We start from the raw sequence: 24,705 nt of genomic DNA, 5'->3' as shown, positions 1-24,705 counted from the left end.
GGATGTTTTGATACATAAATCGGTTTGGGCTTAAACGCCGGCGCGTTGCGCTGCTCTGCCTTCTTCCCATGCCGCCACTTTCTCAGCGGTGTCGTCATTGCGTGTCACTTGAGGAAGTCCCACTTCCCACCAGCAATCACACTTAGACCAAGCCATTGGCGATACTGGGTCGATGTCAACCACAATCACGTAAGTACGGTCGGCTTCTTTGGCACGTTGGAATGCGTCATCAAACTGGTCGATTGAGGTCAGCTTCTCACTGATTGCGCCTTGCGCTTCGGCATGCTTAGCAAAGTCCACGCGAGCTACCTCACCATCAGGACGGCGACAGTCTTCCAATAGGTTATTGAACGACTCGTTACCCGTATTGTTTTGCAGCTTGTTGATCACCGCGAAACCACCGTTATCGCATACCACGACAATCATCTTGTGACCCGTCAGAACTGACGAGTAGATGTCTGAGTTTTGAATCAGGTAAGAACCATCACCGACGAGCACAACCACATCGTTATCTGGGTTCGCGACTTTCGCGCCCCAACCACCTGCGATTTCATAACCCATGCAAGAGAAGCCGAATTCAATGTCGAACTTACCAATTTGGTAGTTCTGCCAGTTCATCGCGAGCTCTGCTGGTAAGCCACCCGCTGCCGTAAGTACGGTGTCGCCCGGCTGCATAGATTTGTTGAGCTTGCCAATCACTTCTGCATAAGAAGACGTACCGTCGAGTAGGTCGCCTGGTTGAGGATGAGTACGGCGATGCACCACGGCCTTCCATTCATCCGCTTGCACTTTCGCCGTTGCCGCCCATTCGTCACTGCTACGGAAATCACCCAGTAGGTTAGACAGCTCAACTAAGCCACGTTTTGCGTCTGCTTTAACTGGAATAGCGCGATGTTTAATGGCATCAAAGCGTGCGGTATTGATGGTAACCAGCTTCATATCTGGGTTCTTGAACACCGACCAAGAGCCTGTCGTGAAGTCTTGTAAGCGAGTACCCACCGCCAACACCACATCCGCATGCTCTGCCATGTAGTTTGCAGAGTCTGAGCCTGTCACGCCGATTGGACCTGCGTTTAGAGGATTGTCTTGCAGCATCGTGGCGCGACCAGCAATGGTCTCAACCACAGGGATGTTGTGTTTTTTCGCAAAGGCAGCCAACTCGTCCGTTGCTAGTGAGTAATGCACGCCACCGCCAGAGATAACCAAAGGTTGTTTCGCGCTAAGCAACGCCGCTTTTGCATCTTCTAGATCTGCCACTTCTGGCTCTGGACGACGAATGCGGTGTACTTTTTCTTGGAAGAAGACTTCAGGGAAATCGTAAGCCACGCCCTGAATATCTTGTGGTAAGCCGATAAACGCTGGACCACAGGTTTCTGGGTCAAGCATAGTGTCAATTGCCTGAGGCAATGAGTGCATCAATTGCGTTGGCGAGATAATGCGATCCCAGTAACGTGTTAGCGGTTTGAACGCATCGTTACAAGTGATAGAAGGATCGTAGAAATTCTCTGGCTGTTGAAGCACAGGATCTGGCAGACGACTGACGTAAGCATCACCAGAAATCAAAAGCACTGGTAAACGGTTTGTGTGCGCGATACCTGCTGCGGTAACCATATTGGTTGCACCCGGACCAATTGAACTGGTCGCGATGCCGATGCGACGACGTAAGTTCGCTTTGGCATACGCGATTGCCGCTGTTGCCATCGACTGCTCATTTTGACCACGCCAAGTCGGAATTTTGTCTTCGATGTTTTTTAGCTGTTGGCCAAAACACGTCACGTTACCGTGACCAAAGATGGCAAACGCTGCACCAAACAGCTGTTCTTTTTTACCATCAATTTCAATCATTTGTGCGGCTAGGTACTGAGCTAGCGCTTCTGCAACAGTTAGGCGTACAGTTTTCATTGTCTTCCCCGGTAGTATCAATCATTTTTGTAGCCACGTTGTCTCCGCGGCTTGATACAGGGGAGACGAATCTCCCCTTCCTTGCTTGTGCTCTTATAGGCCGTATTTCTTCGCGTAGCCTGTGATGTTCTCGTAAGCAGTTGTCGCGTACGTCAATGGGTGCGCTTTCGCTGGGTCTTGCTCTGCTTCAACCAGCAACCAGCCTTGGTAGTTGCGCTCTTTTAGTGCTGCGAATACGTCGTCGTAATCCACGTCACCTGTACCAGGAACAGTGAATACGCCATCAAGTACTGCGTTTAAGAATGATTTGTCTGCATCACGCGCGGCTTTCATTACTTCTAGGCGAAGGTCTTTAAAGTGCATGTGACCAATACGGTGACCCCAACGTTTGATCATGGTCACTGGGTTACCACCACCGTAAGTGATGTGACCCGTATCTAGAGTCAGGTAAACCGCTTCGCCAGTGAATTCCATCATGATGTTGATGTCATCTTCCGTTTCACAGATGGTGCCGACGTGATGGTGGAAAGACAGCTTGATGTCGTGCTCGTTTAGAAGGTATTCCGCAACTTGAGTTAACTTCGCGCAGTAGGTTTTCCACTCATCCATAGTAAGGATCACGCGTTGAGAAAGTGGCGTGTTGATGTCGCCGTGAACCGTGTTACTCACTTCACCGAACACCATTGCTTTACAGCCAGCAGCCTTAAGCAATTTGATGTGCTCTTGCATCGCTGCGATTTCTTCTTCCGCAGTCAGCTTCATTAGATTGCCGCTGTACCAGCCAGAAGCGAGCACTAGGCCATGTTTTTCTAGTAGAGGGATTAGAACTTCTGGCTCACGTGGGTACTTAGTACCTAGCTCTGTACCAGTGAAACCAGCTTCTGCCATTTCACTTAGACACGTTTCCAATGGGATATCGCCGCCTAATTCAGGCATATCATCGTTGGTCCAAGTCAGTGGGCTAATTCCATATTGCACGTTGCTCATTTTTATTCTCCGACAATGTTTGCGTTATTTAATAAATGTCGTGAAGTAAAAGCGTGTTTTTATCGATGCTTTTCTTTCACCAATTTCGTTTCACTGGAAATTACATTAGCGAAAAAAAGACAAATTGAAAAATATTTTTCAATCAAAGCAATCGATGTCATCAAATTGTTAAATCATGAAAAAAGCTAATAGCCACGTGCCTTTCAAGCGAGTATGATCTGGATCTCATTTATAATTTATCATTTAAAATCATTAAGTTAAATAAAGCACATCAAATGAAAAATGTTTTTCATTATTTGATTTGGATAACACTTTAGGATAAAAAACGAACAGACACCTAGTCGAATAACAAAAGAGTAAATATGATTAAACCAACCGACAAATGAAAAATAATTTTCATACATCTAATAAACACAACAAGTCGGCAATATAGATATCCAATACTCGTACCCTACAAAGCGGAGTATTGGCCGCTACCCAACTGGCTCTTATTCGATGGTTAAGGGAAGGATTGGGGATCTAATAAAGGAAAAAACAATGGAAGCTACATCCAAGGCCGAAGCTCGAAAGCACAACCTCGCCTACATCATTAGGATTTGTTGTATCGCTGCACTCGGAGGCATCTTATTAGGTTACGACACTGCTGTTATCTCTGGGGCAATTGGACCAATCCGTGAATATTTCGGATTGTCAGCAGCACAAACCGGTTGGGCCGTATCCAGCGTTGTACTAGGGAGTATTATTGGCGCAGTAAGCGCAGGTTGGGCAGCCCTTAAATACGGTCGACGCAACACACTCTTTATCGCCGCTATCCTCTTTATCATTTCAGCCATCGGTTCTGCCCTCGCACAAACCTTCTCGTTCTATGTCATGCTCCGTATCGTAGGCGGTGTCGCGGTAGGTCTGGCTTGTGTGGTATCACCAATGTACATGTCGGAAGTCGCGCCAAAAGACTTCCGTGGGCGCGCGGTGAGCATGTTCCAGCAATCCGCGGTTATCGGTCAGACTGGCGTGTTCTACGTTAACTATTTAATTGCAAAAGGCATGTCCGAGGCTTGGCTCGTCGATCTCGGTTGGCGTTGGATGCTCGGGTCAGAAGTGATTCCTGCCGCGCTTTTCGCCATGTTGCTGTTCCTCATTCCAGAGTCACCACGTTGGCTGGTACTAAAAGGCAAAGTCGCCGAAGCAAAAGATACTCTCTCTCGAATTTCTAACCCGAAACACGCGGACCGCTTGATCAAAGAGATCCAAGAGTCGTTAGTAGAAAGTCATGGTGCGAAGAAGAACAAGGTCAGCCTGCGTTCGCCATTATTGTTCGCAATCTTGGTTATCGGTACGTTTGTCGCGGCAGCCCAGCAGCTAACCGGTATCAACGTGATCATGTACTACACTCCGGAGATCTTAAAACCAATCACAGGCTCTACTGAAAACGCGCTATTCCAAACCACGTTCGTGGGTATCGTATTTATCGGTGGTAACGCTTTGGGTATGTACCTGATCGATAAAGTCGGCCGCTTGCCACTGATGAAATACGGCACCTTTGGCTGTGCGTTCGGTATGTTCATCGTTGGCTACGTGCTTTACCAGCAAACGGAAGGTTACGCGGCGCTATTCGCACTTTGTCTGTACGTGGTGTCTTACGCGACCTCTTGGGGCTGCGCATGTTGGACTATGATTTCAGAAATCTTCCCGAACAGTATCCGCTCTCGTGCCATGGCTATCGCGGTCGGTGCACAATGGTTTACTGGCTTTATCGTGACGCAGTCATTCCCAATGCTCAATGAAAACGCCTACCTACAAGAGAACTTCAACGGTGCCTTTGCCTTCTGGTTATTCGGCGTCTTGTCCCTCATCTGTATGTTCGTGGTCGTCAAGTATGTGCCTGAAACCAAAGGCGTCAGCTTGGAAAAAATGGAAGAAGCGATGGCGAAAAAACTGGGTAAAAAAGTATCTGGAACTGCGACTGAAGCACGTGCATAAGATAACTTAATGTTTTACAAAGGGAACAGGTGTTAGCACTTGTTCCCTTTTGCTTTTGGAGGCAAACCTCATGCTCGATAAAATGGCGTTCTTTGTCTATGTGATCCGCTCTGGGTCTATCTCCTCCGCAGCGCGTAAATTCAATATTTCGGTCTCCGCCGGAAGCCGTTGGCTGCAAGAACTGGAACAACACTTCGGCACTACCCTATGCCGCCGCTCGAACCGATTATTGGAAGCCACTCAAGCAGGCCAAACCTTATATGAAGAGTTCTCTCCTCTTGTTGACAGCGCCGAGCGTATCAGCCGCAAATTAGAAGACTTCCAAGACAGCGAAAAAGGTCATATCAACATCGCGTGCACGCCCGTGTATGCCAATCACTACCTGATGGACAAAATCGCCGATTATTCCAAGCTTAACCCAAAGGTGACCTTCAACATCAACGTCACTCCTTGGGCATTAGATCATGCCAGTACTTGTGACCTGATGATCAGCGCTAACGCTAGCTTCCAAGGCTACCGTGAAAAAGATTTATTACTGGTGAAACGTGAGCTGATGCAGTGCCCGTTTATCGTCGTGGCTTCGCCTCAATATCTTGAAAAGCATGGCTTGGCTACGCATCCAGAAGCACTAAGAGACCACGCTTGCTTGATTGCAACCACACTGACAGGCAGCAACGATTGGATCTTCCGTCAAGGAATGGAAAACATGGTGCTGAAAGTGCCAAAAACTATTGAAGTGAATGACAGTGACCTGTTGCTTAGTGGCACCTTAAAGGGTGCAGGCGTCGCGTACTTACCGCAATTTGTCACAACAGAAGCAGTAGATAAAGGCGAGTTAGTACCGTTATTGGAAGAGTATGAGACCAGTATTTGGAGTTTGAATCTGTACTATCATTCACCCAAAACTGCATCTCCAGTGGCGATAAAGTTCAAAGAGTTCTTATTAAAAACCCCTTGTTAAGACGGATTGGATTTAAAACAATAAGCTGCTGACGCCATCGTAAGTCAGCTTGGCGCCTGAAAGAAACAAGAACAAGTAACAGAGCTGATAGATTCTTTCCTGACTGACGCGATGCAAAAGATACACACCCATCTTAACGCCAACGGGCGCGAGTGGAATCAACACTAGCGCAGTCATTAAGTTGGTCGAATCAAATTCACCAAGCCAAATGTAAGGCACGAGTTTCGCTACATTCACTATGCCGAACAGCACCGCCATGGTTGCTATCAGGTTGATTTTAGGCAGTTTCAACGGGAGTAAATAAATACTCGCGGGACCGCCACCAGCATGAATTGCAGTACTGGAAAAACCGCTCAGAGTGCTCCAAACCCAAGCATCTAGCTTCCCTGATTGAGAGGGTGTTTCACCACTTAACCAATACTGAAAGCAGAACAGCAAAGACAACACACCGACGGTGATCTTCAACCCTGACTCTGGCGTGATACTCAGAAATAAGCCCGCTAATACCACCCCAAGCAAAGCCCCAGGCAGCATGGTTTTAAGCACTCGAACATCGGCATTTCGATAATGATGACGCACCGCAAAGGCATCCATTACCAACAGAATGGGCAATAAAATCGCTGCGGCTTGTGTTGGCGGCACCACCAGCGCCATCATAGGAACAGCCAAAATGCCCAGCGCCCCACCGAGCCCACCTTTACCAATGCCATAGATTAACACCGCAGGAATCGCCAAAAGATAGAACCAAGGATCGCTGAGCATCATCGTCACCTTTTTAGAATCGAATATCGAACTACGCCACAATCTGAGCGAGATAATCGCGACTGCGTTTTAAATCGCGCGAAACCTGACTCACGTCTGCGGTGCCGTGTTCATGCTCGACCACGATCCAACCTTGATAGTCGGCCGCCTTAAGTGCACTCATCACTTGTTGGAGCTTGATATCGCCATCCCCTAGTGGCGTAATCAGCCCTTTGCTGTACGCATCGACCCACTCCAACTTATCGCGATTAGCTAACCTCAATTTGTCCGTCGACACATCTTTAACATGAATATGCTCAATGCGCGTTCCGTACTGACGGATAAGCCCCAGCGGATCCATCCCATCTAAAAATGCATGCCCGATATCGATGCAAAGTCCGAGCTTGTTCGCTGGAACCTGGCTCATGACAAAATCGATCTCGTCTTTATAACTGATGTAACCGCCGATGCCCGGATGAAGTAAACAGCGCAAACCATATTGGCTAGCTACGCTAATGATGCGTTCGAGGTTGGCAATCATGGTTCGTTTACTTTCCATTTTCAAACGCGGTGCAGTGACGCTTTGTCCTATATAGCCATAGCGTTCCGCGTGAATGCCTTCCATCACCAGTAAGTTCTTTACACCCAATGCATCTAAGCGCTGACAAACGGTATCGACATCTTCCAAAATGGCAGACATGTTTGCAGAATCGCAAAATGGCACTTGTACCTTGCCAGAGCACATCTGCAATCCACGTACGCGAAACGCACTTTTCAGCAGTTCAGGATCTTCTGGGAAAAAGCCATCCGGTCCTAATTCAATACCACGAAAGCCACTGTCACTCGCATCCATTAACACCTTTCCCCAGCTTGGGTTGGTCGCATGAGATGCCTCTTCCACTCCCCAGCAGCATGGGGCGCAAGCAATACGATCAAGCATGTGTTTTTCTCCTAAGTTGATTTCCTTTCACCTTAAGATTGGTGGGGGTAAAAGTTCGTGATTTGCGCCTCGTTTGTACTTTGCATTTTCGCAAAGCGGCTTTGAATTCCTGGCTATATCGCGAGCACATCGCACTCCCTACACTGGTTGTGACAGAACGATTACGGAGTAAACTGCGGTATGGAACGAATCTTTATTGTGGCGGCAAAGCGCACCCCAATTGGCAGCTTTAATGGCTCGTTAGCGTCATTGTCCGGTGTGGAATTAGGCGCTCATGCCATCAAGGCAGCCTTGGAGCAAGTGGATATTGCACCAGAACAAATCGATGAAGTGATTGTGGGCAATGTACTGACTGGAGGCGCAGGCATGGGACCGGGTCGTCAAGCCGCAATGAAGGCAGGCATTCCAGAATCCGTTCCCGCTTACACCCTCAATATGATTTGTGGCAGTGGCATGAAAGTCATCATGGACGGTGCAAGCCACATTAGGGCGGGCGATGCTGAGTTAGTGCTTACTTGCGGTATGGAGAGCATGTCTAACGCACCTTATGTCTCTTCTGGCCAGATTCGTCGCGGCTACCGCATGGGTCATCAAATCCAAGAAGACAGCATCATCAAAGATGGTTTGACGGATGCCTTCCACAACTACCACATGGGTGTTACGGCAGAAAACATCGCCAAGCAATTCCAAATCAGCCGAGAAGATCAGGATGCCTTTGCCTTACAAAGCCAACGTAAAGCAGTCAGCGCGATAGAAAATGGTCGTTTTGAAGCAGAAATTGCGCCAATTACCATTGTGGATCGCAAACGCCAATTCGAAGTGAAGAACGACGAATATCCGAAAGCCGACAGCACCTTTGAAGGTCTACAGGCGCTGCGCCCTGCATTCGATAAAGAAGGCAGCGTTACCGCAGGCAATGCATCCGGTATTAACGATGGCGCATCCGCAATTTTGCTCGCTTCCGAAAGCGCAGTGAAACGCCACAACCTCAAGCCAATAGCTGAACTCATCGAATACGGACAAGGTGCTATCGCTCCAGAGGTGATGGGCTTAGGTCCGGTGTCTGCGATTGCCAATACCTTAGCCAAAGCCGAAATGGCGATTGAAGATATCGACGTTTTTGAGCTTAACGAAGCGTTTGCTGCACAAGCACTTGGCGTGGTTCGCTCTCTTACCGAGCAACACAATATAGATGAAGCGTGGCTGCTAGAACGCAGTAACTTAAGTGGCGGTGCCATTGCACTGGGTCACCCAATCGGTGCATCAGGTAACCGCATTGTGACCACCTTGATTTATCAACTACAACGCACTCGCCGCGATTACGGTTTGGCATCACTTTGCATCGGCGGCGGCATGGGCACGGCGTTGATTTTAAAACGTTGCTAAAAGGAGCCTCTCATGGACACGAAAAACATGAAAAAAGCAGCCACTACCGAGCAAATTGGAGACCTACTACACGACGGCATGACCATCATGATTGGTGGCTTTATGGCGACGGGAGCCCCAGAGCGTTTGATTGACTTGCTGATCAAAAAAGACATCAAAGACATTACCTTAATCAGTACCGACACAGGCTCACCGGGTCGTGGCTCTAGTCGACTCATCGCGGAAAAACGGGTGAAGAAACTGTATGCCTCACACATCGGCACCAACCCTGAAACGGGCAAGCAAATGAACGAAGGCACACTTGAAGTAGAGCTGGTTCCTCAAGGTACATTGGCAGAGCGCATTCGCAGTGCTGGCGCGGGTTTGGGTGGCGTACTAACACCAACCGGGCTTGGCACCATAGTCGCAGAGAACAAACGCGTGATTGAAGTTGATGGCAAACAGTATCTCTTGGAAATGCCACTGAAGGCCGACTTAGCGCTGATTCGTGGTTCAAAAGTTGACCGTCGAGGCAACGTTTTTTACAGCAAAACCACTCAAAACTTTAACCCTTTAATGGCAACTGCGGCAGAAACCGTGGTGGTGGAACCAGAGCAGATTGTGGAATTGGGCGACATTGAACCCGAAGCCGTGCATACCCCAAGTTTGTACATCGATTACATCTTAGTGGAGGACAACTAATGACTGCACAATTAGATAAAGAAGTCGTTCGCCGCCGCATTGCATGGCGCGTTGCTCAAGAGATGCAAGATGGCGACATCGTTAACCTAGGAATAGGTCTACCAACGCTGGTTGCCAATGAAGTAGACAAAGACGTCGAGCTATTACTGCAAGCGGAAAATGGCTTAATTGGCATTGATAAACTGGCATCTGAGGAAGAAATCGACCCTGACCTGGTCAATGCAGGCGGACAGAACATCACAGCAATCGCAGGATCATGTTACTTTAACAGCGCCGACTCTTTTGCCATCATTCGTGGCGGTCACGTGGATTCAACCGTACTTGGTGCGCTGCAAGTGGATGAACGTGGCAATCTTGCCAACTGGATCATTCCGGGCAAAATGGTCCCGGGAATGGGCGGCGCGATGGATCTTGTGGTCGGCGCAAAGAAAGTGATTGTCGCCATGGAACACTCGGTGAAAGGCAATCCGAAACTACTCAAACATTGCACTTTACCGCTGACTGCAGTGGGTCAGGTGGATTTGATTGTTACCGAGATGGGTGTATTCGAGATCACCGATAAAGGCATGATGCTGACCGAACTCGCGCCAGAGTTTTCCGTTGAAGAGGTACAAGCGGCGACGGAAGCTCAACTGATTGTATCGCCTAACCTTATTCCAATGCCGACACCAAATTAACTCTAAATGCAAGAGGAGCAATATGCTCCTCTCTTCATAATTTGATCGTTCTTCAAGTTTGTGTCAGGTTTTTCTGAAACACGCAGTTTGCCCTTAAAATTCCCTCAAACCATGCGTAGAATCCCGCCCTGTTATGCGCATGGTTGAGTTGTATTTAGGGTAAAAACCGATGAGATTGTTGTCTGGATTTTCGTCAAAAGAGTGGCTGCTAACGGCTGTCGTGCTCGGCGGCTTAACTGCGTATGCCGTTTATCACTCCAACCAACGAACTTCTGATGCCCGCACAGCCGCCATTCAAGTGATCTTTGCCGACATGCAGTATCACGTTTCTATTCTCAATCAGAATGCGAAAGCTTTTAAGCAAGACCACGGGGCAGACCAATGCGTCTTAACCGCTGCTGGGTATCAAGAGTTTTACAATGGCTACCCAGAAACCCAAAGTGAGTGCGGTGAGCAGGTCAGCTTCTTCGATAACTTAACCATCACCGATGAGATGAAACAGACAGATTTAGTCTTCATCGAGAACAATCAATACTCCATGGTTGGGTATGGCAATGACGAATCACCAGAAGCGCTCATGGTAGGCAAATGCTATGCGTATTACCGCTTGGATGGAAAAGGCGCTGATGGACACAGCTTTAAGGTTGATACCTCTCGCTGTTAGGACAGACTTAACGTTGTGGTTGTGTAGAACAGGCTATAGAAATCAAAAAGGGAGCTCAATGCTCCCTTTTTACTGCTTACAGCCTGAATTTACGCTTGGCTGAGTGTTACTTCTTCCAATGGGAAGTGCGCACTTGGCTCTACAAACTCTTGTTGCGCTGCAATGGTTTGAAGTTCCCATTCACCCGCTTGGTAAGTCGCGTTAAGTACGCCATAGCAAGCATCGTGACAGTGTTGGAACGCTTGTTTTGGCGTCCAACCTTTCAATAGGCCAGCAGTGAAGATCGCCGAGATCAAATCGCCAGCGCCTACCGGTGCTTTGGCAAATTCAAAATGAGGACGCTTCGCTAGGTAAGTGCCTTCTGGTGTCGCAAGCAGCATATTGAAGCTGTCATCTGACAAGCAGTAAAGGTGCTTCACCAACACCACTTTAGGGCCTTTTGCTAGCGCACGCTGACAAGCGTTAATCGCGTCATCCAACGTGTGAATTTCCATCTCTGCAAATTGGCTTAGCTCGAACTGGTTAGGCACGATCACATCCGCCATTGGCATTAGACGATTCAACAAGTTTTCTGCGATACCCGGCGCAACAATACAGCCTTTGTCTGGCGCGCCCATCACTGGGTCACATACGTAAAGCGCTTCTGGATTCGCTTGTTTAACTTTAGTGACGGTATCTTCTACTGCCAGACATTGCTCAGCACTGCCTTGGTAACCAGTCAGAACCGCTTGGCACTTCTCTAGCGCGCCAATGTTGCCAAGACCACGAACTAATTCGCTGATGTCATCAGCCGAAAACGCACGACCCGTCCAGCCTTCTTGATACTGGGTGTGGTTAGAAAATTGAACCGTGTGAATAGGCCACACTTCGAAACCCATGCGTTGCATTGGGAAAACGGCACTGCTGTTACCAGCGTGACCAAAAGAAACATGAGATTGTATAGAGAGGATACCTTGCATAGTACCAGACCTCTTCTTGTTGTTATCAATAGTTCAAAGACAGCGGCGAGCGCCAGATTTGCGAAACCAGTAGTGTATCCGACAAACCAAGATTCTCTAACTCAATTCTAGCCTTCTTCGCTGGAATCGGTTGGAGAGCTGGTTTTCAGTACCATTTTCTTAATTTCCATTTTGTCTTTATTGAGCGCAATTTCGAGGGTGTCCCCTTCCCTTATCCCGAGCTCGCTCAGGATCACGCTTGGAATGACTACGACGGTATCGTCACCGATCTTAACAGGTTGGCTAATCATCTTTCGTCCCCCAATTGTCGAAAATGAGTTTTCACGTTACGAGTGGCGAGTAACTTTCTTTTGTGTCCTTAATCTGCCAAATGGATAAAAACAAAAGAGCCCTCCACACCGCGTATGGGAAGGCTCGATTGAAAAAACTTAGTTCACTAGCGGTTCATGCTTAGAAGCAATCAGACCATAAGCGCTCCAACCTAGGAAGGTAACGATAGAGCCCCACATCATGGCTTCATAGCCAGAACCATACAACGCGTAGAAGCTGTAGAGAGAGCCAACCAAAGCGATGATGTTGGTGGTTTTCATTTCTCGGTCAGGTACATGCGCCACTTTTTGCATGATGAAAATCGCCCCCATACATAGAATGTAAGGAATAACGTTAGTCACAACCGCAAGGTTAACCAATGCTTCAAACTGCTCGTTCAACGTCGGAGAGATCGTCATAAGCGACAAGACGGATTGAATGACTGTAATAGCAAGCATACCTTTGATTGGCGTACCGCGTTTATCAACTTCTGAGAACAGTTTCGGGAAGAAGCCCGCATCTGAAGACGATTTAAATACCGACGCGATGGTGAACTGCCAACCAAGTAGTGAACCCGCACAAGCTAGCACTGCCATGCCCGCAACCACTTTACCTGCAGTAGAACCTAGCATTACTGTCCATACCGTTGAGAATGGCGCCGTAGAAGCAGCAAGCTCAGAGTTCGCCACGATACCAGAACAGATGTTGGTTGAAACAATGTAAACCACTGCCGCGATCAGCGTACCGCCCAATACTGCGATTGGAACGTTCTTCTCTGGGTTTTCTACCGCTTCTGAGTTTGCACAAGCCGATTCAAGGCCTAGGAATGCCCAAAGTGTCATCGCGATCGACGCACTTACCGCTTCACCAAATGGTAGGTGGTGTGGGTTCCACGCTTCGATGTACATAGTTGGGCTGAAGTAGAACCAACCAACAATGCCCAAAGAACAGACAGGAAGAATAACGCCCCAGACCGTAAACGAGCCGATTTGACCTGTGATCTTCGCACCACCAAAGTTAGCGAAGGTACAAATCCAAAGGATAGCGATGGTGTACAGACAGGTTTCTACTGGCGACAAAGTCACTTCAAAAAACGCTGAGCCGTAACCGACACAGGTAATGGCGATTGCGATATTGGCAATCAACAATGATAAGCCGTAGGTCCAACCCGCCATAAACGCACCCGATTTACCAAACGCGTACGACGCATAACCGTTCATACCACCGTCACGTTTGCTAAAGCGACCACATTTTGCGAACACATACGCGAGAGCCAAAGAGCCAGCAGCCGTAATCAACCAAGACAAAATCGAAATGGTGCCTACTTGCGCTAGCTTACTTGGCAACATGATGATGCCCGAACCAGCCATGTTAATGAACGTCAGAATGGTAAGTTGCACCACCGACATTTTTTTGGTTTCAGTACTCATAAATTATTCTCCACGAATAAACGGTTCGCACCGCGGTTTTCACGCACGGTGCGAACGGGTAGATTAATCTTTTAGGGCGTAACAATGGGCGGTGGTGCGGCCATTGACGTCTTCTAGGTACACACCTTGGATCTCTGGTGCAAAGCCTGGGAATCGGTTGATGCCTTCTTCTAGAGACAAGAAATAGTCGACAACGTGCTGTGTCCAAACCTCACCAGTGATCACACATATGATGCCAGGAGGGTAAGGAAGCGCGCCTTCTGCTGCGACACGGCCTACCGCTTCTTTAAGTGGTAAGTAATCACACTCTCCACGGAAGTATTTGCGTGTTGCCACATCTGGTTTGTGCACCATGGTTGGGAAGTATTCGCTACGGAACATCGCTTTTTGTAGCTGTTTCACATTCAGCTCTTTGTACATGTCATGCATTTCCTGACATAGCTGACGGATGGTGTAGCCGCGGTAGCGTTCTTTGTTTGCTTCATAAACGCGAGGCAGCACGATGTTTAGCGGTGCATCATCACGAATGAACTTCTCGAAGCGGTTGATTTGCGCCACAAGATGACGGATCTTGCCCATATCTTCTGCTGGAGTAAGCAGGAACAAGATAGAGTTCAAATCACACTTCTCAGGGATGATGCCGTTTTCGCGTAGGAAGTTCGCCAATAACGTTGCAGGAATACCAAAGTCTGCGTAGCTACCATCTTCTGCAATACCAGCTGTGGTTAGTAGCAATTTACAAGGGTCAACGAAGTACTGACCTTCACCGTAGCCTTCGAATTTATGCCAGCTTGCATTTGGCTCGAACATGAAGAACTTCTTATTGGTTGCGATAAGATCGGTGTCGTAGCTACCCCATGGCTGGCCTTCAACTTCATCCGGAATGAATGGACGGATCAGCTCACAGCTTTTCAGTATTTCTTTACGTGCTTCGATACCTGTCTTAACTGCATCTCGCCATAGACGTAGACCTGCTTCACCATCGTGGATCTTCGCGTTCACATCTAGAGCAGAGAACAGCGCGTAGAATGGTGAGGTTGACGCATGCATCATAAACGCGTTGTTGAAGCGTTTGTGGTTACAGTAGCGAGCCTGACCTTTAATATGGTGGTCTTTTTTATGGATTTGCGAGGTTTGAGAGAAGCCAGCCTGTTGCTTGTGAACAGACTGAGTCACGATCACACCCGCATCTTCTGGTTTCAGATCCAGTAGCAATGGAGAACAGTCTTTCATCATAGGAATGAACTGCTCATAGCCTACCCATGCAGAGTCAAATAGGATGTAGTCACAAAGATGACCAATCTTATCCATCACGTAACGCGCGTTGTAGATCGTACCGTCATAAGTACCTAACTGAATGATCGCAAGACGGAATGGACGTTCATCACGCGCACGCTCTGGTGATACTTTCGCAATTTGAGCGCGAATGTATTCCTCATCAAAACAGTGCTCATCCATACCACCGATAAAACCCCAAGGGTTACGTGCCGTTTCTAGATAAACTGGCGTACCGCCCGCTTGAATTAACGCACCGTGGTGGTTTGATTTGTGGTTGTTACGGTCAAACATCACCAAGTCGCCCTCGGTCACTAACGCGTTACAAACCACTTTGTTTGAAGCCGAAGTACCGTTGAGTACGAAGTAGGTTTTGTCGGAGTTGAACACTTTTGCTGCGTGCGCTTGAGCTTGGTGAGCAGAACCTTCGTGGATCAGCAAGTCACCTAAATCAACATCCGCGTTACACAAGTCACTGCGGAATAGGTTTTCACCGAAGAAATCGTAGAACTGTTTACCCGCTGGGTGTTTTTTGAAGAACTGACCGCCTTGGTGTCCTGGGCAGTCGAATGCAGAATTGCCCATTTCCACATAGTGAGTCAATTGTTTGAAGAAAGGCGGTAATAGGCGGCATTCGTACTTGGTCACCGCTTCATTGATTTGACGACCGTAGTATTCAATTGATTGTCTTTCTAGATCAATAACACCGGTTAACCAGACATAATCGTCGGCGGAGACCGGATTTTCATCTGTTACTAAGAAGACCGGGATACCATAACCCGTCTCAGAAATAATTTTGTGTAGACCAGCCTTAATATCTGAAGAAGTAATAATTGCAGCGCCAACGTCAGTTAATTCGACATGCTCTAGCGGTTTTAAAGTTCGGTTAAATTGTTCATCCAAAGATTCAGATAATAAACTGAAGTCTTCTGGCATGTAATTACTAACACCGATAATTAAACGTTTCATTGAAATATCTCTTATTTGTTCTGTAAAAACGATAAGACAGATATTACAAATGGATTTAATATTTAAAATTAAAAAACCAAATTTCGTGATTATTCGTTCATATTTATAACTCTTATTTTCTCGAAATAAAATTTCGCGATCTTTATCACTTTCCTTTCAATAAGCCAATGATATTGAATTTTGGTTTAAATTGAATTCAGGTGAAGAATTATGTGACCTCACCAGTTATTATTAAAAAAGGAATCAAAAGAAAATAAAATTTTGCGATTTTCATCACTCTATATTTAACTAGATTGATTTATTAGCAATAACAAACACAATAAATACGCTTATATTTAACAATTTATAAACTATAACAAAAAGCCATCAACATTTCTGCTGATGGCTTTTCACGTTATTGTTTTTTCTTTGGTGCTTTCTTCGAGCTCAAGTCTAATCGAACAAATGGCTATCGAGTTTAACGCCGTTATTTGACCACAATTGATACCGTTTCACCGCGTTACCAGACGAATACATGGTGTGCTTGCAGTCCATACATTCGACAAAATACAAACCACTCATACCAGCCATAACGTGTAACCTTCGACTGTCACAGCGCTTACAAGAAAGACGCTGAACCTTACTGTTTACGTCAACACGACGAGCGAAGTTAAGTGTCTCATGGGAGCACAAGGCGTCCACTGCACTATCTTTAAACGGATGCTCACTGAGCAAATGATTGATGGCGTAATCGTACACCGGGGGAATCGAAGATTTGCCATTCTCTATATTGGTTATCTTAGCTACGGAAACACCCAACAAAGATGCAAACTCCACTTTGCTGTATTCCAAGATAAACCTTGAAGAGATGAACTTATCTGCACTAATGATTCTCAACATACACAAATCTCTAATAGAAACAAAAAGAGCACGACGTTGCTCTTTTATGTTGAAAAGGATAATAACAGGTTACTTCCGACTGTATTTATACGCAGAGTATGCGCTATTTTTATTTTTGGTATCTTGCGCTCAATTTAATTAAAGATCAATAGCATTCACTTAGTAACAAAAATAGAAATTAAGATTTAATAATATAATTCTTAATAGCAAATATTAGTTAAAGTAATGGTTCTAGTTAACTAAAAATAATTTAAGCTAACAAAGTAATTTCATAGCCATGATATGAGCTAATCAATAATAATGGATTGGAGCTTAATTCATGTATTTTCAGCAAGGGGGGATTTCCCTCTATTTGTCGATTTATATACCAACAGCTCGGTGACAGGTAGAATTCTGTTGAAGCTTTGCATAAAGATCACCCAACAATTATGCAATCGATAGAGTAAAGAAGAATTTGAGTGATAAAAAAGCCTCACGAATGAGGCTTGTTGAGATTCTGTGGCTGTAAGAAGTTTTGCGTAAAATCGAGCACTTCTTTGGAAGGTTGTTTTGGTGGAGGCGCAAATTCTTGTTGTGCGGACACTTCGCTTTCGAAGTTTAACTCTGGCATCCCATCAGGTACGTTTGCTTCTTCATGATGCTCTTCATTAAGCAACTCGTTCAGTTCTTCTTCTCCAGGGAAATACGGCTCACGCTTGTAAACCTTGTTTAAGGCTCTGATGATTGAGTGCTTTTTCACCACGCCAGAAGCCAACTTTCTTTGTAGCGGTTTAGCAATTGATTGTAAGCCAACCACCACATCTACACCGATGTTGCTGGCAACCTCATCACGTACAACTCTCGCAGGCTCATAACCCATGTTCGCAGACAAGAACAACCAAACGTAAGCAATCGCGTTACCTGTTTTGCCAGTGTCTTTCCACGCTTCACCTGCATGGAACATGGCTTCTGCACTGCCGCTTTCCGCCGCTCTTTCTAACCAATAACAGCCTTTGACCATACATTTTTCAGTACCAATGCCATTGAGATAGCATAGACCTACTTGGATTTTGCCATCAGCACTGTCTTGCTCTGCAGCTTTCATAAACCAAAACAACGCATCAGCCCGCTGACCTGATGTGTTTTCTGGTGACAACTGCCATTCGCCCATATACAGCATGGCTGGAATGCAGCCTTCATCGGCAGCTTCTTCGATTAATTGGTGACCTTTAGGAATGTTTTTCTCTGTACCACGCCCAAATACGAGCGCTTTTCCGGTCGCGAATTTCGCATCGATATCGCCTTCCATGCCCGAAATAGCCGTACGCCAGAAGTTTGCCTGCTCTCTTAAGATCACATCTTCACGCATACGTTCGGCAAGTCTTACTACACCGTACATACCAGTGACATTATCTAACTTGGCCGCTTTATCATACCAATAGAGCGCCTGTTTAATGTTCTCTCGTTCCGCTTCTTTTGCTAAATAAAGAATGGTCGGGATATGCCCCGTTTCCGCCTTAAACGCACGTTCTTTACGCTCTTGCTCTCGCGCCTTCTGCATCGCTTTGCGGTATGCCGCTTCACGAGCTTTCCTCTCGGTCTCGAGACGTTGCTTACGCATCGACAACGAGATCATCCACACAAATATCAGGACGAGTGAAAGGCCAGTTGCCACAATGGCAATGCCCATACTACTCATAAATAGCCTCTTTTTAGGTCAGGGCCCATAAGGATTTCCCGTAGCTCGGGGAATCTAGAAAATTGTTAATTTGGGTGTGAAAGCAATCATTCCACTGTACACCGCCTTTATTATATAACGACCATGTAGGCAAAATCTGAAGTTTACAATTTTACTGTGAGGGCAATTTATTCAATATCATCTAAACTTATTTTTTAAAGAAAAATATCACCCTTGCTTTTATAGAACCTAATCACAGTTTTGGGGCTTAGACATTCTCCTCCCCTATCATCCCCCCGATCTCCTCCTATAGAAATTTACATTTTTAGGCTGTGCTTAACATCTCACTATGCGCTCGTTTTATTATTTAATTTGTGAACAAAATCTAGTGTGATAGAAAATTTTCTCTTGTAAAAAACTTAACCGCCTGCTCTCACATTTTGCTGATAGTTCAGTGTATTAGCATTTAGTTGAACATTTCCTTTTCGGCATCTTGCCCAATCTATTCTCAATTCAATAACAATGGATTTGTAAACGTGGACAATAAAACATTTAAATTATCAGCGATTGCCAAAACCGTGCTACCTCTACTTTCTGTAGCAGTGATCAGCGGCTGTGGCAGTGACAGCTCTAGCGATGACACTACGAACCCTGGCTCCGGCCTTCACCCTGCGGGAGAGAACGAAGTTGTCATCTATTACAAACGCGATGTTGCTTCGGCTTCAACAGCAAGTGATTACGACGGTTGGGGCCTACACCTTTGGAATGGCGAAGGCTGTACCAGTACTGACCTAGAAGCAATGGGGATCGCTGACGGCGGTACGGATTGGGCAGCACCGCTTTCGTTCGAAGGCATCAGCGAAACTTACGGCGCTTACTACGTACTTAAAGTGAACCCTGACGCATCAGACCCACACGAGTGTATGAACTTCATCTTGCACAAAGGCGATGAAAAAGCCTTTGGCAGCGCGAACTCTAAAGTGGAGTTAACCAAACTGGGTGAGTCTCAAGGTCTATTCGGCTTCCACGGCAGTAGTGAGCTTTACTATGAGCCAATTGCAGATCGTCCTGTTGATATTGATGGCCAGAAAGCACACTGGTTAGATGCCGACACTATCGCTTGGGAAGCGGCAGCAAACGCCGACTCGATGAAGCTATTCTACAGCTTGACCAACGACATCAAGATGGACGAAGACAAGCAGATTTCTGGCGGTACAGCCGTTGAGTTGACGAAAGCAGGAGACCTGTCTGAAGAACTGAAATCTCGTTTCCGTCACCTTGCGAGCTTACAAGCCGCAGGCATTGATGTGGATTCTGATACGCTACGCTCTATTCTGAAGTCACAAATCGTGATGGTGGCATACAACGCAAGTGGCGATGTTATCTCTGCCACTGAAGTCCAAAAGCCAGGTGTGCTTGATGCGGTATTCGCAGATGCAGACGCAGGTAACGCCATTGGTCAGGAACTTGGTGCCATTGTTGAAGGCAATGCAGCAACATTCAAACTTTGGGCACCAACAGCGCAAGACGTTGACCTGATCATCTACGATGCCGATTTGAAAGAAGAATCCACCGTTGCGATGACAGAAAACCCAACTACTGGTATCTGGGCTTCTGAAGCGCAAAGCGATGCACTGAATAAATACTACCGCTACGAAGTGAAGGTTTATCACCCAACAACAGGTGTGGTAGAAACGCGCCTTGTGACTGACCCATATTCATTAAGCCTTTCTGAAAACTCGCTTTACTCACAAGTTGTGGATCTAAACAGTGCTAGCCTGCAACCACAAGGCTGGAATGATTACGATCGCCCAACGGTTGAAAAAGACGAAGACCATGTCCTTTATGAATCACACTTACGTGATTTTAGCTTTAGTGACACGAAAGGCACAGAATCGTTAAACGGCAAATACCTTGCGTTGACGGAAGCTGAGCGTGAATCTGTTACTCACCTTCAAGCCCTGAAAGATGCTGGTTTAACAACGCTTCACATTCTTCCTGCCTTCGATATCGCAACCGTTGATGAAAACGAAGCTAAACGCGTTGATATCACGGATACGGTAGGCAAGCTATGTGGCATTAAGCCTGAAGCCTCTGTTTGTGAAACCGAAGACGATGCAAAAGTGATTGAAGATGTCCTAAACAGCTACGATCCAGCAACAGGTGCTGCACAAGCTCTGATGAACGATCTACGCATGCTAGACAGCTTCAACTGGGGTTACGACCCATTCCACTACACTGTGCCAGAAGGCAGCTACGCGACTGATCCAAACGGTTCTAAACGTATCCTTGAATTCCGTGAAATGGTGCAAGCGACGCACAAAATGGATCTGAAGCTGGTTATGGACGTGGTATACAACCACACCAACGCATCTGGCGTAAACGACAAGTCAGTTCTCGATAAAATCGTCCCAGGGTACTACCACCGTCTGAACGTCAACACAGGTGGCGTTGAGAACTCAACTTGTTGTGATAACACAGCAACTGAGAACTTAATGATGGGTAAACTGATGGTTGACTCATTGCTTGTGTGGGCAGATGACTACAAAGTCGATGGTTTCCGCTTCGACTTGATGGGCCACCAACCAAAAGACGTGATGGTGTACGCGCTAGAACAAGTACGTAAGGTTGATCCTAATACGCTGTTCTACGGCGAGGGTTGGGACTTCGGTGAAGTCGCGAACAACGCGCGCTTCGACCAAGCAACACAGCTAAATATGGCTGGCACAGAAATCGGTACCTTCTCTGACCGTCTACGTGATGCGGTCCGTGGTGGTAGCCCATTCGATGGCGGCATGGACTCTGAAGGTAAACACCCACTTCGCTTCAACCAGGGCTTTGGTAACGCAGGGTACCCGAACGAAGAAACAAAGACAGATGCAGATTCAGTAAACGGTCGTCTACACAACCAAGATATCGTTCGTTTAGGCATGGCTGGCAACCTAGCAGAATTCGTTCTACTCGATTACAAAGGGGATACGAAGCTTGGTAAGAACGTAGACTACAACGGTGCACCTGCGGGCTACACTAAGATGCCTTCTGAGAACATCTCTTACGTATCTAAGCACGATAACCAAACCCTTTGGGACAACAACGCTTACAAGATTGCGACTGGCACTTCTTCCGCTGAGCGCGCTCGTATGCAAACGGTGTCTCTATCGACGGTAATGCTTGGTCAAGGTATTCCGTTCATTCACATGGGTTCAGAATTATTACGCTCTAAATCAATGCAGCGTGACTCTTACGATTCAGGTGACTGGTTCAACCGTGTTTACTTCGACGGTAGCGACAACAACTGGAACGTAGGCCTACCTCGTGAAGACAAAGACGGCGCGAACTGGGAGCTAATCAAAACCATCGTTGCGGATGGCACAGCAAAACCAGACTCGACTGATATTGAACTTACTAAACAACAATTCCTAGAACTACTAACTATCCGTAGCTCAAGCGAACTGTTCCGTTTAGATACCGCTCAAGAGGTCATGAACCGCGTTGATTTCCGCAACGTAGGCAAAGACCAAGTTGAAGGCTTGATTGTGATGTCTATTGACGACGGTACGTCAGCTGGTGCAAATCTAGATACAAACTACGACGCCATCGTCGCGGTAGTGAACTCAACAGCAGAAGAGAAATCTTTCAAAATTGAGGGCGCAACGGGTTTCGAACTGCATGACGTTCAGAAGAACTCGGCTGACATGACCGTTAAGAGTGCAAGCTTCTCCGGTGAGACTTTCACGGTTCCGGCACTTACAACAGCGGTATTTGTACAACCTCAAGGTAACGCACAAGGTGCTGGTCTGCCTGTTGATACAGATAACAAAGACGTATCGAGCATTCCTCCTTACGGTGAAACCAAGGTTTATGTTCGTGGTGACATGAACGGTTGGAATCCATCAGAAGAATGGGAAATGTCATTCATTGGCAACGGTATGTACTCGGTAACGGGTGTACTTGAAGCTGGTGATTACGGCTTTAAGTTTGCTGATGATAGCTGGGGTACACCAAACTTTGGCTGTGATTACGCAGAACAAGCTTCTGGATCTCTAGACTTGGGTACTGAAGGTAACTGTGCATTGTCCGTTACTGAAACAGGCAAATACACCTTCGTTCTAAATGCAATTCATGAGCAAAGCGATTCAGCTGACAAACCGGTTGTTTCTGTAACGAAAGCGGCAGACGCACCAACGTTTGGTGAAACTTCACTCTTCCTACGCGGCACGATCACTACTTGGGATACGCCAGCTGAAGATTCAAGCGCGAAGTTCAACTACGTAGCCGCCGATGTTTACTCTTTAGACATCGACCTAGCAGCAGGTAGCTACGAAATGAAAATCGCAAGTGCGGATTGGGCGGGTGACACCAACTTCGGTGGGGAAGGCAATGTAGAGCTCGGCGCAGCAGTCACCATGGATGTTGGTGGCGACAGTGCAAACCTTAAAATCACAATTGCAGAAGCAGGAAACTACAACTTCCACTTCAACGCAGCTGATAAAGCCGCACCAATCGTGACGGTGACTAAGAACTAAAAACAGTAGGCGCAATCATGTGCTAGCTTGGGGAGGGTAAAACCTCCCCCTTTTTTGTGCCTGTAAAACGGCATTAAAAAAGCCGCTCGAACAGTGACGATGGCGGCTTTGTTGTTTCTAACGATTTGCTTTAACTATGGGGTTAGTTTCCCCAAATGATCTCTACAAACTCAGGGTGATCCACAAACGGGTTGCGGTTACCTTGGAATTCAAACACCGCTTGGTTACGGCTGATCTCTTTCGCGCTAACAGGATCGTTTTTGTGCCAACGTTTCAACATGTTCAGCATCCATGGTTCAAAGACGGTCGTTTTCGTGCCGTTCAATACCGCGTCAGAGCTGCTAGAATTGCTTTCCCAGTTGCCAATGACGTTTTCATAGCGCGTCGCCATGTAGAAATACGCACGAGCAAAATCACCTTTGAACTCATCAATAGGCTCAAATACTGTTCCTGAATAGCCCAAAGTAGAGCTTGCTGAGCCAACTTTTGAGCCATTGCTAGATACGTAAGTGCTGTTACCCACTTCACCAAATGGCCAGTTGCTGCGCTTCGCATTCACATAGCCATCGGTTGCAAATAGGTGGTGACCATCCGAGTTCATCGGTTCAACCTTGCCACCAAACCAGCTCTTAGGGAATGAGTGTTCACGGTTGTAGCAATCGCCTTCCGTTTTGTATTGGCCACATTGGTCAGTGACCTTGGTAAAGCTCACCGTATCGCTGCCAGATGGTTTTTCAGAATACATATCGAGAATGGAGCCATCTTTCTCGTAGTAGGTGTCTATGTCCGCGTCTTTCACTAAGGTCCAAATCGCTGAGTAACCGCGTCCTGTGTGATCCTTGATGATGTTAAACAGCGCTGTTTTCAACTCAAAACCTGTTTTGCCTTCTGCGGCTTTATAGTATTCCCCAACCACTGGCGGAGGCGTCGTTGAACCACCAAGAGTAAAGCTTGTGGTTTGAGATTTCGTGAATTCACCACCAGACGCTAATGTGGTTTGGCCAAACATTAAGGCGTATGAGCCACTGCCGTTACCGCAACAAATCCCATCACCATAACTGTCACTGATCGTAAACTGGTAATCACCGTTCGCTAGGCACATGGTTTTTTCGTAAGTTTTCGAAGATTCGAAACCTTGGCCTGAAAACAACACTTTTGACTGGCTGTCCTTCAGTTCCCAACTCGTTTCTGAGCCATAGCTATCGGTGTTCAATGTCAATAACACTTCGTTGTCATTACAGCTTTCTACCGGTGGCTGAGTACCACCATTTTGGTTTGGCTGAAAGTTATCGACATAAACGACTTCAGAACCGTCAAAACCCGACTCATCATAAAAGCGTAACCCGACATTGATCGCTTTGTTTGATGATGCAGTGTAACTGTGCGTGAGTTGTTGCCACTGATTGGTTTGCTGAGGGTTAGAGTAGCTGTGGTATCCATCAACCACCAAACGCGCTTTAACATTACCTTCCGTATGATAAACCGCGACAGAAAATGGGTAGGTTTTCCCTTGCTCCACATTAATGGTTTGCAAAAAGTCGGTGTTGCTTTGGGTACCTGTATTTACGATAACTTGAGCCGCAAGGCCACCAGATTGGTGCGGGTCACTGGTCGGTGAAACAGCAATGCCGGAATCAATCACAGACCACTGCGTTGGTGCATTGCCATTCCACTGTTCAAAGTCGCCATTAAGAACGTGACTGAACGCGAATGGAGAGCAAATAAGGGGTAATAGACAGAGGGGTTTCGTTATGGATTTCATTATAATTTTCCATTAGTTAT

General features: G+C 46.7%; 18 protein-coding genes. 7 read left to right on the top strand and 11 right to left on the bottom strand.

Annotation, left to right across the window (positions count from 1 at the left end):
• Window positions 1-30: 30 nt before the first annotated feature.
• Window positions 31-1,902 (bottom strand): 3D-(3,5/4)-trihydroxycyclohexane-1,2-dione acylhydrolase (decyclizing), encoded by a 1,872-nt coding sequence (gene iolD, locus VJL_RS21205; protein ID WP_038881297.1) that lies wholly within the window; start codon window positions 1,900-1,902, stop codon window positions 31-33.
• Window positions 1,903-1,995: 93 nt separating this feature from the next.
• Window positions 1,996-2,889: a myo-inosose-2 dehydratase gene (gene iolE, locus VJL_RS21200; RefSeq protein ID WP_038881294.1), complete on the bottom strand. Its 894-nt coding sequence runs from the start codon at window positions 2,887-2,889 to the stop codon at window positions 1,996-1,998.
• A gap of 537 nt (window positions 2,890-3,426) precedes the next feature.
• On the opposite strand from iolE, the gene VJL_RS21195 reads away from it, so the two are divergent.
• Both VJL_RS21195 and VJL_RS21190 read left to right on the top strand, forming a co-directional pair.
• Entirely contained in the window at window positions 3,427-4,869 is a 1,443-nt protein-coding gene (locus tag VJL_RS21195; protein WP_038881291.1) for a sugar porter family MFS transporter, read from the top strand.
• Between the two features lie 70 nt (window positions 4,870-4,939).
• A complete protein-coding gene (locus tag VJL_RS21190; protein ID WP_038881288.1) occupies window positions 4,940-5,830 on the top strand; it encodes a LysR family transcriptional regulator in 891 nt (296 codons plus the stop codon).
• Window positions 5,831-5,842: 12 nt separating this feature from the next.
• On the opposite strand, the gene VJL_RS21185 is transcribed toward VJL_RS21190, so the two are convergent.
• Entirely contained in the window at window positions 5,843-6,592 is a 750-nt protein-coding gene (locus tag VJL_RS21185; RefSeq protein WP_038881286.1) for a sulfite exporter TauE/SafE family protein, read from the bottom strand.
• Between the two features lie 31 nt (window positions 6,593-6,623).
• The gene (locus VJL_RS21180; RefSeq protein ID WP_038881283.1) at window positions 6,624-7,511 is read right to left on the bottom strand and encodes a TIM barrel protein; all 888 of its coding nucleotides are present in this window, start codon (window positions 7,509-7,511) and stop codon (window positions 6,624-6,626) included.
• Between the two features lie 180 nt (window positions 7,512-7,691).
• On the opposite strand from VJL_RS21180, the gene VJL_RS21175 reads away from it, so the two are divergent.
• The 4 genes from VJL_RS21175 to VJL_RS21160 all read left to right on the top strand — a co-directional run bounded on the left by VJL_RS21175 (window position 7,692) and on the right by VJL_RS21160 (window position 10,919).
• Window positions 7,692-8,897, top strand: a complete 1,206-nt coding sequence (locus VJL_RS21175; RefSeq protein WP_038881281.1) for an acetyl-CoA C-acetyltransferase — start codon at window positions 7,692-7,694, stop codon at window positions 8,895-8,897.
• A 27-nt stretch (window positions 8,898-8,924) separates the two neighbouring features.
• Window positions 8,925-9,578, top strand: a complete 654-nt coding sequence (locus VJL_RS21170) for a CoA transferase subunit A (protein WP_038881366.1) — start codon at window positions 8,925-8,927, stop codon at window positions 9,576-9,578.
• Complete coding sequence (locus VJL_RS21165; RefSeq protein ID WP_038881277.1) at window positions 9,578-10,255, top strand: 3-oxoacid CoA-transferase subunit B; 678 nt, start codon at window positions 9,578-9,580, stop codon at window positions 10,253-10,255. Before VJL_RS21170 ends, VJL_RS21165 begins: the two co-directional genes overlap by 1 nt.
• Window positions 10,256-10,424: 169 nt before the next feature.
• Window positions 10,425-10,919, top strand: coding sequence for a hypothetical protein (locus VJL_RS21160; RefSeq protein ID WP_038881275.1), 495 nt, complete (start codon window positions 10,425-10,427; stop codon window positions 10,917-10,919).
• An 89-nt stretch (window positions 10,920-11,008) separates the two neighbouring features.
• On the opposite strand, the gene pdxY is transcribed toward VJL_RS21160, so the two are convergent.
• From pdxY to VJL_RS21130, 6 genes are all read right to left on the bottom strand, one after another.
• Window positions 11,009-11,878 (bottom strand): pyridoxal kinase PdxY, encoded by an 870-nt coding sequence (pdxY, locus tag VJL_RS21155; RefSeq protein ID WP_005429237.1) that lies wholly within the window; start codon window positions 11,876-11,878, stop codon window positions 11,009-11,011.
• Between the two features lie 107 nt (window positions 11,879-11,985).
• Window positions 11,986-12,168 carry an AbrB/MazE/SpoVT family DNA-binding domain-containing protein gene (locus tag VJL_RS21150; RefSeq protein WP_038868933.1) on the bottom strand — a complete coding sequence of 61 codons (183 nt, stop codon included), beginning with the start codon at window positions 12,166-12,168 and terminating at the stop codon, window positions 11,986-11,988.
• A gap of 138 nt (window positions 12,169-12,306) precedes the next feature.
• Window positions 12,307-13,617: a putrescine-ornithine antiporter gene (gene potE, locus VJL_RS21145; protein WP_038868932.1), complete on the bottom strand. Its 1,311-nt coding sequence runs from the start codon at window positions 13,615-13,617 to the stop codon at window positions 12,307-12,309.
• Between the two features lie 63 nt (window positions 13,618-13,680).
• Entirely contained in the window at window positions 13,681-15,861 is a 2,181-nt protein-coding gene (speF, locus tag VJL_RS21140; RefSeq protein WP_038868931.1) for an ornithine decarboxylase SpeF, read from the bottom strand.
• Between the two features lie 432 nt (window positions 15,862-16,293).
• Entirely contained in the window at window positions 16,294-16,740 is a 447-nt protein-coding gene (locus tag VJL_RS21135) for a helix-turn-helix domain-containing protein (protein WP_038868929.1), read from the bottom strand.
• A 472-nt stretch (window positions 16,741-17,212) separates the two neighbouring features.
• Window positions 17,213-18,418 (bottom strand): tetratricopeptide repeat protein, encoded by a 1,206-nt coding sequence (locus VJL_RS21130; protein WP_038881273.1) that lies wholly within the window; start codon window positions 18,416-18,418, stop codon window positions 17,213-17,215.
• A 515-nt stretch (window positions 18,419-18,933) separates the two neighbouring features.
• Here VJL_RS21130 and pulA point away from each other — a divergent pair.
• Window positions 18,934-22,923, top strand: coding sequence for a pullulanase-type alpha-1,6-glucosidase (gene pulA / locus VJL_RS21125; protein WP_038881271.1), 3,990 nt, complete (start codon window positions 18,934-18,936; stop codon window positions 22,921-22,923).
• 142 nt (window positions 22,924-23,065) lie between these two features.
• Here pulA and VJL_RS21120 read toward each other — a convergent pair whose 3' ends face one another.
• A complete protein-coding gene (locus VJL_RS21120; protein WP_038881269.1) occupies window positions 23,066-24,685 on the bottom strand; it encodes an endonuclease in 1,620 nt (539 codons plus the stop codon).
• Between the last annotated feature and the right edge of the window lie 20 nt (window positions 24,686-24,705).

Origin of the sequence: Vibrio jasicida CAIM 1864 = LMG 25398, assembly GCF_000400365.1 — a bacterium.
In the GTDB taxonomy this organism is placed as follows: Bacteria; Pseudomonadota; Gammaproteobacteria; order Enterobacterales; family Vibrionaceae; genus Vibrio; species Vibrio jasicida.
This window is presented reverse-complemented; position numbering and strand designations above follow the sequence as displayed.

Coding starts and splice junctions, on each gene's coding strand:
- speF (WP_038868931.1), bottom strand. CDS start 15,861: ATGAAACGTTTAATTATCGGTGTTAGTAATTACATGCCAGAAGACTTC.
- VJL_RS21175 (WP_038881281.1), top strand. CDS start 7,692: ATGGAACGAATCTTTATTGTGGCGGCAAAGCGCACCCCAATTGGCAGC.
- VJL_RS21170 (WP_038881366.1), top strand. CDS start 8,925: ATGAAAAAAGCAGCCACTACCGAGCAAATTGGAGACCTACTACACGAC.
- VJL_RS21185 (WP_038881286.1), bottom strand. CDS start 6,592: ATGCTCAGCGATCCTTGGTTCTATCTTTTGGCGATTCCTGCGGTGTTA.
- iolE (WP_038881294.1), bottom strand. CDS start 2,889: ATGAGCAACGTGCAATATGGAATTAGCCCACTGACTTGGACCAACGAT.
- VJL_RS21150 (WP_038868933.1), bottom strand. CDS start 12,168: ATGATTAGCCAACCTGTTAAGATCGGTGACGATACCGTCGTAGTCATT.
- VJL_RS21135 (WP_038868929.1), bottom strand. CDS start 16,740: ATGTTGAGAATCATTAGTGCAGATAAGTTCATCTCTTCAAGGTTTATC.
- VJL_RS21160 (WP_038881275.1), top strand. CDS start 10,425: ATGAGATTGTTGTCTGGATTTTCGTCAAAAGAGTGGCTGCTAACGGCT.
- VJL_RS21165 (WP_038881277.1), top strand. CDS start 9,578: ATGACTGCACAATTAGATAAAGAAGTCGTTCGCCGCCGCATTGCATGG.
- VJL_RS21130 (WP_038881273.1), bottom strand. CDS start 18,418: ATGAGTAGTATGGGCATTGCCATTGTGGCAACTGGCCTTTCACTCGTC.
- pdxY (WP_005429237.1), bottom strand. CDS start 11,878: ATGCAAGGTATCCTCTCTATACAATCTCATGTTTCTTTTGGTCACGCT.
- VJL_RS21180 (WP_038881283.1), bottom strand. CDS start 7,511: ATGCTTGATCGTATTGCTTGCGCCCCATGCTGCTGGGGAGTGGAAGAG.
- iolD (WP_038881297.1), bottom strand. CDS start 1,902: ATGAAAACTGTACGCCTAACTGTTGCAGAAGCGCTAGCTCAGTACCTA.
- VJL_RS21190 (WP_038881288.1), top strand. CDS start 4,940: ATGCTCGATAAAATGGCGTTCTTTGTCTATGTGATCCGCTCTGGGTCT.
- potE (WP_038868932.1), bottom strand. CDS start 13,617: ATGAGTACTGAAACCAAAAAAATGTCGGTGGTGCAACTTACCATTCTG.
- VJL_RS21120 (WP_038881269.1), bottom strand. CDS start 24,685: ATGAAATCCATAACGAAACCCCTCTGTCTATTACCCCTTATTTGCTCT.
- VJL_RS21195 (WP_038881291.1), top strand. CDS start 3,427: ATGGAAGCTACATCCAAGGCCGAAGCTCGAAAGCACAACCTCGCCTAC.